The sequence below is a fragment of the Paraburkholderia sp. PGU19 genome, assembly GCF_013426915.1.
In the GTDB taxonomy this organism is placed as follows: Bacteria; Pseudomonadota; Gammaproteobacteria; order Burkholderiales; family Burkholderiaceae; genus Paraburkholderia.
The window spans coordinates 3,738,371-3,752,379 of the sequence record NZ_AP023179.1; the positions used below are offsets into that span (position 1 = coordinate 3,738,371).

At 58.5% G+C, this 14,009-nt stretch carries 11 protein-coding genes and 1 tRNA gene; 6 read left to right on the top strand and 6 right to left on the bottom strand.

All coding sequences use genetic code 11. The annotated features are described in order from the left end of the window. Positions 1-167 precede the first annotated feature (167 nt). From H1204_RS17090 to H1204_RS52640, 4 genes are read left to right on the top strand one after another with little or no spacing between them, the layout of a single operon-like run. Positions 168-1,364 carry an aminotransferase class I/II-fold pyridoxal phosphate-dependent enzyme gene (locus tag H1204_RS17090; RefSeq protein WP_180729207.1) on the top strand — a complete coding sequence of 399 codons (1,197 nt, stop codon included), beginning with the start codon at positions 168-170 and terminating at the stop codon, positions 1,362-1,364. Then, positions 1,361-2,536, top strand: a complete 1,176-nt coding sequence (locus tag H1204_RS17095; protein WP_180729208.1) for an aminotransferase class I/II-fold pyridoxal phosphate-dependent enzyme — start codon at positions 1,361-1,363, stop codon at positions 2,534-2,536. Before H1204_RS17090 ends, H1204_RS17095 begins: the two co-directional genes overlap by 4 nt. 1 nt (position 2,537) lies before the next feature. After that, positions 2,538-3,047 carry a WbqC family protein gene (locus tag H1204_RS17100; protein ID WP_198001209.1) on the top strand — a complete coding sequence of 170 codons (510 nt, stop codon included), beginning with the start codon at positions 2,538-2,540 and terminating at the stop codon, positions 3,045-3,047. Then, a complete protein-coding gene (locus H1204_RS52640; RefSeq protein ID WP_198001224.1) occupies positions 3,044-3,256 on the top strand; it encodes a WbqC family protein in 213 nt (70 codons plus the stop codon). The genes H1204_RS17100 and H1204_RS52640 overlap by 4 nt, the downstream gene beginning before the upstream one ends. 43 nt (positions 3,257-3,299) lie before the next feature. Here the strand turns inward: H1204_RS52640 and H1204_RS17105 are convergent, their stop codons facing one another. The 4 genes from H1204_RS17105 to H1204_RS17120 form a co-directional block, all read right to left on the bottom strand. Further along, positions 3,300-4,028: a class I SAM-dependent methyltransferase gene (locus H1204_RS17105; protein ID WP_180729209.1), complete on the bottom strand. Its 729-nt coding sequence runs from the start codon at positions 4,026-4,028 to the stop codon at positions 3,300-3,302. A gap of 39 nt (positions 4,029-4,067) precedes the next feature. Next, positions 4,068-5,216 carry a DegT/DnrJ/EryC1/StrS family aminotransferase gene (locus tag H1204_RS17110; RefSeq protein WP_274608189.1) on the bottom strand — a complete coding sequence of 383 codons (1,149 nt, stop codon included), beginning with the start codon at positions 5,214-5,216 and terminating at the stop codon, positions 4,068-4,070. Positions 5,217-5,410: 194 nt separating this feature from the next. Then, on the bottom strand, positions 5,411-7,114 hold the full coding sequence (locus tag H1204_RS17115; RefSeq protein ID WP_180729211.1) for a glycosyltransferase: 1,704 nt from the start codon (positions 7,112-7,114) through the stop codon (positions 5,411-5,413). 387 nt (positions 7,115-7,501) lie between these two features. Continuing rightward, on the bottom strand, positions 7,502-8,890 hold the full coding sequence (locus H1204_RS17120) for a hypothetical protein (RefSeq protein WP_180729212.1): 1,389 nt from the start codon (positions 8,888-8,890) through the stop codon (positions 7,502-7,504). A gap of 411 nt (positions 8,891-9,301) precedes the next feature. On the opposite strand from H1204_RS17120, the gene H1204_RS17125 reads away from it, so the two are divergent. Then, a complete protein-coding gene (locus H1204_RS17125; RefSeq protein WP_180729213.1) occupies positions 9,302-10,069 on the top strand; it encodes a methyltransferase in 768 nt (255 codons plus the stop codon). 374 nt (positions 10,070-10,443) lie between these two features. Here the strand turns inward: H1204_RS17125 and H1204_RS17130 are convergent. Continuing rightward, positions 10,444-10,519: transfer RNA gene (locus H1204_RS17130), tRNA-Arg, on the bottom strand. 340 nt (positions 10,520-10,859) lie between these two features. Between H1204_RS17130 and H1204_RS17135 the strand changes: the two genes are divergently transcribed. Next, the gene (locus H1204_RS17135; RefSeq protein ID WP_180729214.1) at positions 10,860-11,792 is read left to right on the top strand and encodes a c-type cytochrome; all 933 of its coding nucleotides are present in this window, start codon (positions 10,860-10,862) and stop codon (positions 11,790-11,792) included. A 98-nt stretch (positions 11,793-11,890) separates the two neighbouring features. Here H1204_RS17135 and H1204_RS17140 read toward each other — a convergent pair whose 3' ends face one another. Beyond that, on the bottom strand, positions 11,891-13,978 hold the full coding sequence (locus H1204_RS17140; RefSeq protein WP_180729215.1) for a UvrD-helicase domain-containing protein: 2,088 nt from the start codon (positions 13,976-13,978) through the stop codon (positions 11,891-11,893). Positions 13,979-14,009 lie beyond the last annotated feature (31 nt).

A 14,009-nucleotide genomic window follows, 5' to 3' on the forward strand; every position in this document is an offset into this window, starting at 1 on the left:
TGTTTGGCTGATTGAAACGGAAGAACCGGGCTACCCTACAGTCCTGCAAAGTCCTGGCGTGACAGGCGCCGTATCTGTGCCCCGGGGGCCGGAGCGGAGGCGAGCATGATCGTCGCCGATAACGTGCCCGACCGTTCACGCCAACCGAATCGGGGAGCAACGATTTCATGTTCAGCAAGACTCAACCCGCCGAGCTTGGCGTCTTCGGGGGGCCTCCGGCCTTCGACACCATCCGGTCGATCTCGAATCTGGTTCGACCGGACGTCGAGCGATTCCTGTCGTGGTCAAAAGTTTTTCACGACGCTCACCAATATACAGATCATGGCGCCGTGGAACGCGAGCTTGAAAAGCGGCTCGCGCTGTTCCACGACGTCGAATACTGCGTCTCGTTCGCAGGCGGCTTTTGGGGCCTCGTGCTAGCCATGAAGTGTCTGGCACTCACCGGCAAGACAGAAGTTGTGATGCCGTCGCTCACGTATCGGCGCCTCGCCGATATTGTCGCGTGGGCCGGGCTTGTTCCGCACTTCTGCGAAGTCGACCCAGTGACACTCGCCATCACCGCGGAAACAGCCGCTCGCTGTATCAACGAAAACACCGCGCTCATTCTCGGTGTGCACCCCATTGTTAACTGCTGCGACGTCGAGGGGCTCGAGCGACTATCGGAAGAAACTGGTATTCCGCTCCTGTTCGACGCCGTCGAATCAGTGTACGAATCTGTCAACGGACGCAAGGTTGGCTCGTTCGGACAAGCCGAATGCTTCTCGATGCAATCAAGCAAACTGTTTAACGCGTTCGAAGGCGGCTACGTCACAACCAACGATAGCGCGCTCGCCGCGCGGCTGCGCGACATGCGTCACTTCGGACTGCGCGACGACGGCACGGTCGACGCTATCGGCATTGACGCCAAACAGAATGAAATTCACGCGTCGATGGCACTCGCCGCCCTCGAAGATGTCGACGCGCAAGTGGAACGCAACCGGCGGCGCTACCAGACGTACAAGCGGCTACTAGCGGTTGTCCCCGACGTGCGCCTGCTCACCTTCGACGAAAGCGAGCGCTGCGGCTACAAGAACATCGTAATCGAACTGCTGGACGGCTGGCCTGTGTCGCGCGAACGGGTTCTGGCAATCCTGCACGCCGAACATCTGCTGACGCGCCCCTACTACTATCCGCCATTACATCAGAAGCGCACAGACTACCGAACCATTGCGGGTAACTTGAGTACCACCGAACAGCTTGCCCAGCGATTCCTGATGCTGCCCTGCGGCCACTTCGTCGACGAAGCTGATGTCGCAAAGATCGTAACGTTGCTTGGCTTCATTCATACGCACGCTACCGAAATCAACGAACGCTTTCAGAAATGAAAACACTCACCTCTAGCAATCTAGCAATCTTCGGCACCGCGCCCCCCTTGCCTCGGCGCGTACCGCTCGGCCAACACCACTTTCCAAGCTGGGATCGCTACGAATCCGCGTTTCGTGACATTTTCGAACGTCAGTACTACACGAATCACGGACCACTCGCCCAAGCACTCGAGGCCCGGATCGCAGATTTGTTGCAGGTTGGTCACGCCATGTGTGTCACCAACGCGACGATCGCGCTCGCGCTCAGCGCCCAGGCGCTGGGGTTCAGGGGCAGGGTCGTGGTCCCTGCCTTCAGTTTCGTCGGCACGGCGCAGTCGCTGGCGTGGGCGGACGTCGAGGTCGCATTCTGCGATGTCTCGCGCGAGACGGGGCATTTGACGCCTGAGCTGGTCGAGCCCTATCTGCGCGACGGCGCGACAGGCGTCCTGGGAGTGAACCTCTGGGGCGGTGCTGCAGACGTGGAACGACTCCAACGATTGGCCGACAGCTATGGCGTCCCGCTCTATTTCGATTCTGCTCACGCTTTCGGCTGCGAAATTGCAGGCCGCCCCATCGGCGGCTTCGGACGGCTCGAAGTTCTGTCGTTTCATTCCAGTCAAATCCTCAGCGCGACCGAAGGGGCCGTCATCTGCACCAACGACGACGACCTCGCCGCACACATTCGCAATATCCGCAGCAACTACGGTATGGGCCGGCCCGTGCCGGTCGGCAAGACCGGGAATGGCCGCATGTCCGAGGCGCAGGCGGCCGTCGCGCTGTTGAACCTCGATGACCTGCCCGAATTGATGGAGCAAAACATCCGCCAGTTCGATGCTTTCGCGGCGCAACTGTCTGACATTCCCGGACTGCGCATCGTGGAGCCACAACAAGTGAGCAAGAGCAACTATCAGAATGTCATCTGCGAGATCGATGAACACGCGTTCGGCCTGTCGCGTGACGCACTGATTGCGGTGCTCGACGCGGAGAATGTCGAAGCGGGCGGCGATCGCGGCCTCGGGGCGGCGCGCCGCGACTTCACGATCGCGCTGCCGCATACGGAACACTGGCGAAATTCCATCCTGCAACTGCCGATCGGCGCGTTGGTCGATGAGGCGCTCATCGAGCGGATCGCCAACGTGATCCGCGTCGCCCAGTGCCACGCCGCTGAAATCGCAGGAAAGCTCGGAGCCTGACGTGAAGCTGGGTATCATGCAGCCGTACTTCTTTCCCTACCTGGGCCACTTTGCGCTGATTGCAAACACCGATGCCTGGGTCGTGTTCGATATCACACAGTACACGCCCAAGACGTGGATGAATCGGAACCGGGTCCTGCATCCGAAGGAAGGATGGAACTACGTTACCGTGCCGCTTGCAAACGGGTCAATTTCGATCAACACAAGCGAAGCACGCGTGCTCAATGTGAGAGATGCGCGTCGCAGCGTGCTGGGCAAGCTCAGTCACTACCGGCGTGTCGCACCCTACAGTCGGGCCGTCGAGGCATTAGTACAGGACGCTATGACAGGCGACGCCGACACGTCACTCGTCGAACTCAATGTGCGCGGTCTACGCGCCGTGTGCGACTATCTCGGGCTGTCGTTCAATTACCGAGTCTGTTCGGAACTCGGCTTGTCTCTGCCTCAAAACCTCCCCCCGGAGGATGGGCACCGGCCATCTGCTCAGCGCTGGGTGCACGTGGCTACGTGAACCCGGCCGGCGGCCGCGAGTTGTTCAATTGCGACGACTTCGCGGCACGCAACATCAGCCTTCAGTTCCTCTCGTTTGACAACCCCATCTACGACGTTGGCCCTTACCGCTTTGAACCCGGGCTCTCGATCATCGACGTATTGATGTGGAACTCGCCGCAGTCCGTCATGGAGATGCTACGCACTGCGTCGACGTTGCAGTCGCCGTAACGTGCATTCATCAAACCGCGCCCAGAAGGGCTTCTACAAGCGCTCAGTTCCCGTCGCGACGACGCAGTGTCGCGTCGTACCGATACTGCGCGGAATAGAACCCTTCCGGCATGCTCGAGAATGTCGTCACCCAACCCGCGTCCGCGGCTAGTGCGGAGAACACTTCCTGTGTACGCCAGATGCCGATTTGCGCCTGCGGATCATCGAGTTCACCGGGCTGGGAAACGCGTTGCGAATAGAACACACCCGCCCGGTCGCGATCCGGCAAATTGCCGATGAAGATCGAATGAACATTGATGAATCGATCGGCTAGCAGTTTCAGGGCTGCGTGTGCTTCGCTTTCGGAGAAGTACATGAAGCTGCCGTAGCACAGGACTTTCGTGAAACGTAGCGGATCAGCTTCGCCATACAGATAGTCCGCCACGCCTTGCGCCAAAAACTGAACCCGTGGCGCGTCTGCAAAATGCTTCCGTGCGATATCGATCAGATACGTCGAGATATCGACACCCAGAAATGCCGCGCACGAATCGATCAGCAGATGTGACAACGCGCCGTTGCCACAGGCGAGATCGAGCAGCAGGTCGTTAGACCCAAGCTCCAGCCGCTGCTTGATTTCTGCGACGATGAGATCGATCTGCGACTCGGGCACAGGTTTGCCGTGTACTGTGCGCTTCACCTGCTCCCAGAATGCATCGGGTGCACATGTTCTCGCATGAGTATCGTAATCGACGGTCGGATATTGGCGCGCGTTGGATGGCGTGTCGATGGACATCAGAACACTCAAAGGTATCAGTTGAAGGTATGGCTCATCTCAAACCGCGCGAGCACGCTGGGCACACGACAACACGACATCGATGATCCGCTGCTGATCGCGCTCATCCAGCGCCGGGAAAATGGGCAGGCACAACACCTGCCGCGAAATGTTCATCGCCACGGGCAGGTTCTGCGGCATTGCCGAAGGCAAACCACGATAAGTGGGAAATTCGCTGATCAGCGGATAGAAATAGCGACGAGCGGCGATGTCGTTCTCCCTCAGCGCGAGATACAGGTCGTCACGATTTATCGGAAAATCCGGCGTAACGAGCACCGGGAAGTACGCGAAGTTGCGCGAACAATGCGCGGGCACCTCGTGCATCGACAGACCTCGCACACCAGCGAACGCTTCACGGTAGCGGGCATCGATCCGCCCGCGGGCGATGGTCACCCGCTCCATATGCTCGAGCTGAAGCAGCCCAAACGCGGCCTGCACCTCGTTCATTTTGCCATTGATGCCGGGCGCCATCACGGTTGTTTCGTCGACGAAACCGAAGTTTTTCAAGTTGTCGATGCGCCGCTTGGTCTTTTCGTCACGGCAGACTATTGCGCCGCCTTCGAACGTATTAAAGACCTTCGTACCGTGAAAGCTCAGAACCGACATATCACCGTATTCGAGTACCGAGCGGTCGCGCACTCGCACGCCAAACGCATGCGCAGCATCGTAGACCACGCGAAGACCATAGGTATCGGCGATGGCGTCGATACGCTCGACATCGCAGGGATTGGCATAGACATGAACGGGCAAAATCGCAGTCGTCTGCGGCGTGATGGCGGCTTCAATCCTGCTTGTGTCGAGATTCAGACTGACAGGATCGATATCGACGAAGACGGGCTTGATGCCGTTCCAGTGCAATGCGTGCGTCGTCGCAACGAAGCTGAATGGTGTCGTGATAACTTCGCCGGTAATCTTCAGTGCCTGCAGCGCCGTAATCAGTGCCAGCGTTCCGTTCGAAAACAGCGAAAGATGCTCGACGCCGAGGTAGTCACACAGTGCCGCCTCGAGCCGCTGGTGGAAAACCCCATTATTCGTCACCCACTTGCGTTGCCAGATTTCCTCGAGATACGGCTGAAATTCTTCCAGGGGCGGCAGATGGGGCTGCGTGACGGGAATGAATCCCTGACTTGGATCGCGTACTTCAGGCACACGCGTAGTGATTGCTCTCGGTGCAGGGCGAGGTGCATCATGCACTTGAGTCGGCGATCCGCCGTCGCTCGCCGTGTCGGCGTGTCGCGGTTCGGGTTCAATCAACAAGGTAGATATCATTGCAAAGTGTAGTATCTCGGTGATGCTTGTCGGCACGCACGCAAACGCAGGCACGTTGGCTTACACAAAGCCGTTCAGCTGACGAACTCAGGCGCTTGCCCCTTCGCGAAAAAGAAGAATGGCTCGCGTCCGTTGCAGCCATACGTGTCTGGATCGATTCCGCCGAGAACGGTCGTATGCGGGTAAAGGTCACCTGCAAAACCGCCGTCACGGAATTTATCGACGAGATCCGCGCCAAAAAGCCGCACATGGTCGCCTTGCCCGAAATAGCGCGCCTTGAAAGACTCCGGCACCGCCTTGATCAATTCGAATGTTTGGCGCAACACAGGCGAGTATGGCGTCTGTGCAATCAGATGGCCATCGGACGCGAGACAGCGGTTGAACTCGGCGATCGCCGTTTCGGGACGATCGACATGCTCGAGTACGTGGTTGCAGATGACGACGTCGAAATATCCGTCGGGAAATTCCAGATTCTCGACATTGATCGTTCGGTGATGAGCAACTCGCGGGGAGAGATCGCCGACGATATATTCGCGTGGCTGCAGCCTGCGTATGCGTGGCTCGAGTCCCGCTTCGGGGGCGATATGGAGAATGCGCTTTGTGCTCGCGTTCTCCAGGATCCGCGAAAAGGCAATATATAGCCAGAGATGCCGCTCTCGATCGTTGCAGCCACAATTCGGGCACGTATGATTCTCGAGCGTTGAACCCACCGATTCAACCTGCCGCATGAACTCCTTGCTGGCGCTGCCTGCGTCGGGATGTGGCAGCCATCTGGCGACGGGCTGCTCGCAGACCACACAGAATTTCTGCTGCTGGGTGCGCGGTCCTTTTCTACGCTCGCCGACGCGAGCAGCCACGGCCGCACGAGCATTGGCGAGATCCGCCTGAAATCGAGGGGACGCATACAGATCTTGCGGCGGAATGCGGTCAAACTCGTTGAGGTTGGCGAGCAACGGAGCAATCTCTGGCAGATTGGCGCTCCAGTTCCCATAGATGGTTCGCAACATCCGTTGCGCTCCCGCGAGCGCTTCGACCGTCAAATTGCCAGCCGCGGCTTCGCCACGCACCATCAATTCCCATTCGTAGAGTCCCGCGCTGAAATTGGCACTCACTGTCGCGGACGCCTGAGTCGAATGCCGCCTGAATGCGCTGTGAAACCCACCGACTGCGACGAGCGGAGCCTGTTCAGCGCAGTTCAGAAACATCGACACATCGCCGATGAAGTCCAGCACCCATGAGCGGTAGTCGAACACCGAAGACACATCGACGCGTTCACGCACGAGCATGACATTGCTCGGCTCGCCGATGAAGTTGTTCAGCTTGCCGACCATGTTCTCGACGAGAAACGCGCGATCGATGAGCGCCTTCTGTCCCGGTGGCAACAACTGTTGCGGCTGACCGATCAAATTGTCCATTTCATCGATGAACACTCGTTCGTGGAACGCAAGTATCGCCTGCGGGTATTCGCGCAGTGCATCGACGAGCGTCTCGACGGAGGTCGGCATCAGCACATCGTCGTCGAAAAGCCACTTCACATACTGACCGCTCGCCTGCGCCCACAATGCTCGTGAGTTGCGCGTGCCTTTCTGGAATCCGTGGTGAAAGTACTTTATGCGAGGATCATCGAATCCCACGACAATTTTCTCGAGCGCAGCGTTGGGCGTGTCGTCGCCGACAAGGATTTCGATGTCCTTGAATGTCTGATGCTGCGCGCTTAGGATCGCCCGCCGGAGATATTCCGCTTTGTATGCGGGGATCAAAATGCTGACTGTTGGCATTGAATCGGTCCTTCCGAATTGTGGCGTGCGTTGGACAACCGTATTGCCCGCAAAAGGGCGATGCAGCCGTTACAACGTGGCGCGGTCTTTTGCTATGGTGGAAGGTTAGCCGGAAGAAGTGCCGTTCAAACGCCCAAACAGAATCAGGTTTCCGTGCTACTTTGACGTATGGGTGCAGGAGTGGTGCACGCAGAAGGTTGCGATAGCAAATGTTCACCGCCCCCGCGCTGCATCGTCAAACCCACTGCGCCCCCGGCTGCAGAAGGAATGTGGGCGCATGATCGCCCGCCGTTAAGTCGACCATTGCCGGATAGGCCTGCGCACGCCCGCGTGATCGACGGGTTCGCGCTCGCGTCTTGCATGGATGCCCGGGAAGTCGCTTACTTGCTACATGAAGACAGTGTAGACATTCAAGAAGTCGCAGTCGTCGGAAAATCCCCGCTTAAAGAACGCGATATTGAAGCTTCTGTCTCCCATTACTTTCACGTTCCCCTGACTTAACGACACACTGGCGCCAAAGAACCGGTTCATGACGTACTTGTTCATTCCCTTTGCCTGAGCCCTCAACAGGGAATCATAGACAATATACGGACCCACGTTTCTGCCGTTGATCTTCTTTGAGCCGGCGAGTGCGTAGTACGCTACGCCGTTGTCGTACGTAGTCACCGTGATGCCGTATGGCACGCCGTCGGCCGCCTTCGAAATAGCAACTTCACCCTGCCCGTTCCTGCACATCAGAATTGGGTGCATAAACAGTTCCGTCGTCATGCCGTCGGTGTACCTGGCAATCAGTTCCTCGTGCAGATCCTGGATCACGCGGAAAAAATACGTGATCCGGTCATCGGTGATCTCGTCGCCAGTGAAGTACTCGACAACCAGGTTCTTCGCGCACCAATTGATAATCGATTTATAGGACTTACGTGTGCCGGCAAATACGCCACTTTCCTTCACGCGAAGATCAACGTATGGGCTATCCCAGATTTCAGCGGAGTAATTTCTCGCGCGTTTGATAATCTGTTTATACAGCCCGAACTTCTCTTCGGGCTTCTCCATGATCGTGAAGTTAGCTACGCCGAAGTGTCTGGATAGATGCTTGAGGTAGGCGACGATACCCCTGTACGCCTCGTCGCGATCCTGAGATGCATCGACAAAATGCACCTCGATTGGCATACAACCTGAGGATGGATGGTTGGTAACCCAAGCAGCGGAATGAGTCGAGTCGATCACCACGGGAACCGTCGCAACAACGGCGCCGTTGAAACAAATATGGAACGAAGCGTTGTCGATTCCCGCCTTCGTTCCAAGCGCTTCGAGACCGGGGGTTCCCGCCAGCCCGCCGAGCTTCGCACCCGGATGCCAGAAACTCGAATAGATGTTGCCGCCTATTCCGGCGAGCAACTTGAACTGGCTCTCGTCCCGGTCGACGGAAACAATAGACCACCCGGCAGGCATCTCTGGCAACGGTAGACCGACTTGCGAAAGCACGTCAAGCCTGCTCAAAATCTCGGTCACCCGATTGCCAAACTCTCTCGCAGCGCGGCGCAGAATGCCGATCTCATCTCCTGGTCGATTGCATTCTCGACAGATATTGGCGATATTGAGGTAGGTGCCCAGCCTTGTAAGCGGCGCCGACTGCGCATTCAGTTCTTTTACCGGCTGACACCAAGCCACTCCATTTTTATCCAGATCTTCAAGCGAGAGTATCGTTGTTACAGATACCGTCTGGCCGTCGGCGTTTATCTGAATGGAGCATTGATTTGTAGCTTGCGTGTTCATAAGCGAACTGTTTTGCCGGATTTCAGTTAAAGCAAAAACGCGAGGCACAATAGACTCGCGCATAGTGTCTACCGCGACGGATCATCCGTGAATTGTCGACACTCGCCTGGATGCCGCCTGTTGAACCGCCATAAAGCAGAAACGGAGCCGCCCCGATTGTCCTATACGGGTGCGCAATCAAAGCTGCAAAGTAAGGTCATAAACGCGGGCATTTCGGGGAATCAGTCCTACAAACGCCGTCGCCTTGGGTTCGACCGGGAAACGGGTAAGCGCGCCACGTTGGCATACATAAGACACCTGCATGCAAAGACTGCAGAGAGCGTGTCAGAATGGCCACGAAGATGACCGCGACTCAATGGTGTAATTCGGTCAAGCTAACTTCTCAGCGCAAATAGCTATTCTGGAAAATAAATGAAGACAGTCTTTGAAACTACCACCGTAAGGATCATCGAGACGAGCGACGCGGAGGGCGACACGCAACGCCAGCTTTACTTGGGCCCACCATTTAGCAGCATTCAAGGCGCAATAAAAGTCAACAAGCCCAAATTCCATGTACACGATTTCACCAAGAAGCTGACATATGGGGCGTTGTGCGTCAGGAACGGCGTGCATGACGCACTCGTCCTTGGCCTCGGGGCTGGCGTGGTGATCCAATCAATTCGTGACTTCGCACCTTCGGTGAAGATCGACATCGTCGATGTCAATCTTGAACTCTTCGAAGCGTCTCACAAATTTTTCTTCGACCTCGACTCCGACAACATCCAGCTATTTCATGAAGATGCGTACCATTTCGTTGACAGAGCGAACAAGAAATACGACTACATTTGCTGCGATATTTTCGGCTCAAGTCTAGAAGTTCCCAATTACGTTCTTTCGGGGGAATTGGCTGGAAAAGTGAAGCACTGTCTGAGCGCAGAGGGAATATTTGCGATCAACACACACCGTCAGTTGCACAAGAGTCTTGTCGAGTCGCTGTCCAAGAGCTTCGAGTTCGTCTTCTCGCTCCCAGGCAATAACTGCCTGCTCCTGTGCAGCGACGTCTGGCCGCAATTCGTCGCCGACGATGCGTTGATCGCGCAGCAACTTCAGAATAACGTTGATATCGCGTCGATCCACCACGACATGACGCTGACGCAACGCGTCGACATTCAAGCACAGCCGAAAACCGCATCCGCGTAAAGCAACTGCGCAGACCTTTATTCAGAAGAGCCCACGTCCTGCGATTCATTTTCTCGCAGTCCGTATTTGCAACCGTTGTGGTGCTTAGGAAATGGCGTGGATTTCGCACAAGCGTGACCAGCCCGACGCTCGATGTGGGGGACAACCGCCTGGGCGTATCGCGACGTGCCGGCCTTACGCGGCTCTTGCCGCGCAGCCCGTCGCGAACGCCATCGCACCGTCTGCCCTGATTTGGGCAAGTGGTAAGCGTTTGTGTCTGATAGGTGAAATTTGCAGCTGATTACTTCGTGCGTGAAATCGAGCCCAAGGAACGCACCATAAACAAGACCCCATCGATCTAGGTCGTCTGTGCTGCAATCGAGATCTGGAAGATTTGGCGCGCCCGGCTGGGATCGAACCAGCAACCCCTGCCTTCGGAGGGCAGTACTCTATCCATTGAGCTACGGGCGCATTCGGCAAAAAGCGCTGCAAAATCACGCAGTTGATGCGAGATATGGCGCTAAAGCGAGACCGAGAGCATACCCGGTTTCGGGCGGCCCGTCCACCGAGAGCGGGCTTGCGCGGGCGCCGGGCGCCATCGAATGGCCCCGGACGGTTCGCCTGGCCCGGCCAGCCACGCAACAAACGCCACCCAAACGTCGAAAGTGTTCGCGTAAACGCCTACTGAACACCGTCCGACCCGCTCGCCGGCGCCGAAACCTTCCGTCTATAATCGTCCGTGGCTGATCAAGAACAAAGTTGTTGCCGTCGCGCTGTACCGCTCACAATACCCACGGGAGACGAGACAAGCATGAGCGAAGCACCACACGGAGCCCCGATCAAAACCCCCGGACAGCTGATCGCCGCAGTCATCGCTGGTTTTGCTGTCCCCATCGTCATCATCATCCTGCTCGCTTATTACGTCGACAACTCGACCCGCACGGGCGCGGGTACCGACAGTCTGTCCGACGCCGCAGTCAACGCGCGCACCGAACCCCTCGCCAAAGTCGACATCCGCGACGCCAATGCGCCGCGCGTCTACAAGACGGGCGAGGAAGTCTACAAAGCCGTGTGTTCGGCGTGTCACGCGTCGGGCGCGGCAGGCGCGCCGAAGTTCACCAACACGGCCGACTGGGCGCCGCGCATCGGCGAAGGTTTCGATACGCTCTGGCACAACGCGCTGACGGGCAAGGGCGCGATGCCTGCGCGCGGCGGCACGAGCCCGGACGACTACAGCGATTACGAAATCGGCCTCGCCGTCGCGTACATGGCGAACAACGCGGGCGCGAAGTTCGCAGATCCGCCGAAGCCTGTGCCGGGTCAACCAGCCGCAGGCCCGGCCGGCGCTTCGGGCGCAGCGGCGGCTTCGGGCGCCGAAGCGGCATCGGGCGCAGCCGGTGCCTCCGATGCAGCAGGCACCCAGGCCGCTGCCGCAATGGCCGCCATGGCCAACGTGCCGCAGGCCGCGGCGCCCGCATCGGGCGCGGCGCAGAGCGCGGACGCATCGCAGGCGGGCAAGGCGCTGTATCAGCAGGTCTGCCAGGCCTGCCACGCGGCGGGCGTGCTGAACGCACCGAAGTTCGGTGACAAGGAAGCCTGGGCGCCGCGCCTGAAGGAGCCGATGGAAACCGTCTACAACTACGCGCTGCACGGCAAGGGCGCAATGCCACCGAAAGGCGGATCGAGCGCGTCGGACGCTGATGTGAAGGCCGCCGTCGATTACATGGTCAACGCGTCGAAATAAGCGCCGCGCATCTTTCAACGCGCAAACAAAAATCCCCGCCTCAATAGCGGGGATTTTTTATGCCTTCAGCATTTACGCACAGCGCGCGTTCGCGCCAGTCAAGCCTTCTGCAACAGCGCCTTGAGACTCGCCAGGCGATCCTTCGGCGACATCGGCGCTTCTTCCGGCGTTGGAGGCGGCGCTTCGTCGAGACCCATCTCGGGGATGAAGCGCGACGGCTCGCACACCACCGTCTCACGCGCCCGCTTGCGCTTCTTGCACCAGTTCAAATGCAGGCTGCGCTGCGCTCGCGTGATCGCAACATACATCAGCCGACGCTCTTCCTCGATGCGCTCATCGTCGATCGGGCCGTCGTCTTCCGTGCCGCCGCGATGCGGCATGATGCCTTCCTCGACGCCGACGAGGAACACATGCGGATATTCCAGCCCCTTCGACGCATGCACCGTCGAAAGCCGCACTGCATCGGGATCTTCATCCTTGCCTTCGAGCATCGACATCAGCGCGACCGTCTGAATCAGTCCGAGCAGATTCTTGCCGGTGTCGGCGAGACCATCGGCGTTGTCGTAGCCTGTCTGTTCGGTACCAACTGCCGGTTCAGGCTTCGTGCCCTTGCGCTTCAACCATTCGAGAAACTCCAGCACGTTTTGCCATTTCGACTGCGCCTGACGCTCGTCGAATGCGTCGTACAGATAAGCTTCGTAGTGGATCGCTTCCATCATGTCGTCGAGCACGGACGTCGCCGCATCCTTGTCGGCCCGGTCGCGCAGACGCTGCATGAAATCGCAGAACATGCGCAGCGGCTCGACCTGACGTGCCGACAGCCGCGCCTCAAGGCCGCCCATGTACACGGCTTCGAACAGCGACACCTTCGCCTGCCCCGCGAACGCGCCGAGCGCTTCGAGCGTCGTATTGCCGACGCCTCTGCGCGGCGTCGTGATCGCGCGGATGAACGCGGGATCGTCGTCGGCATTGGCGATCAAACGCAGATACGCGCAGATGTCCTTGATCTCGGCCTTGTCGAAGAACGACTGGCCGCCCGACAGCACATACGGAATCCGCTCGCGCCGCAGCACCTGTTCGAAGATGCGCGCCTGGAAATTGCCGCGATACAGGATCGCGTAATCGCGAAACTGCGCGCGTCGCTCGAACTTGTGCGCCGACAGGCGAAACACGACCGACTCCGCTTCATGCTCTTCGTCGTTACACCCGGTGACGGTGATCGAATCGCCCATGCCGTGCTCGGACCAGAGCTTCTTCTCGAAGAGCTTCGGATTGTTCGCGATCACGTTGTTCGCCGCCGTCAGGATGCGCACCGTCGAGCGGTAGTTCTGCTCGAGCTTGATCACGTGCAGCTTCGGAAAATCCTTGCCGAGCTGCGCGAGGTTTTCGAGCGTCGCGCCGCGCCAGCCGTAGATCGCCTGATCGTCGTCGCCGACGGCCGTGAACGCGGCGCGCGGGCCCGCCAGCAGCTTCACCAGTTCGTACTGGCACGCGTTGGTGTCCTGATACTCGTCGATCAGCAGATAGCGCAGCTTGTTCTGCCAGCGGTCGCGCACCTGCTCGTTGTTCTTGAACAGCTCGGCGGGCAGGCGGATCAGATCGTCGAAATCGACGGCCTGATACGCGTGCAGCGTCGCGACGTAGTTGCGATAGACGATCGCCGCCTGATGCTCGTCCTCGTTCGATGCAATCGCCATCGCTTCGTCCGGCATGATGAGGCCGTTCTTCCACAGCGAGATGATCGCCTGGATCTTACGGATGAAGCCCTTGTCCGTCGAGCCGACCTGCTCCTGGATCATGCCGAAGCAGTCGTCGGAATCCATGATCGAGAACTGCGGCTTCAGGCCGACATGCTCCGCCTCCTGACGCAAAATCTGCACGCCGAGCGAGTGGAACGTGCACACCGTCAACTGGTTGACGGGCACCTTGCGGCCTTCCTTACCGGGCGTCGTGAGCGTCTTGCCTTCGAGCAGCTTGCTCACGCGCTCGCGCATTTCGGCGGCGGCCTTGTTCGTGAACGTGACGGCGGCGATATGGCGCGGCTCGAAACCTTTGTTTTCGATCAGGTGCGCGATCTTCTGCGTGATCACGCGCGTCTTGCCGCTGCCCGCACCCGCGAGCACGAGGCAGGGACCGTCGAGATAGCGCACCGCTTCGCTTTGGGCGGAATTCAGGCCTGCGGACATCGTGTGTGGATGAGTAATGGATTGAGGGCGC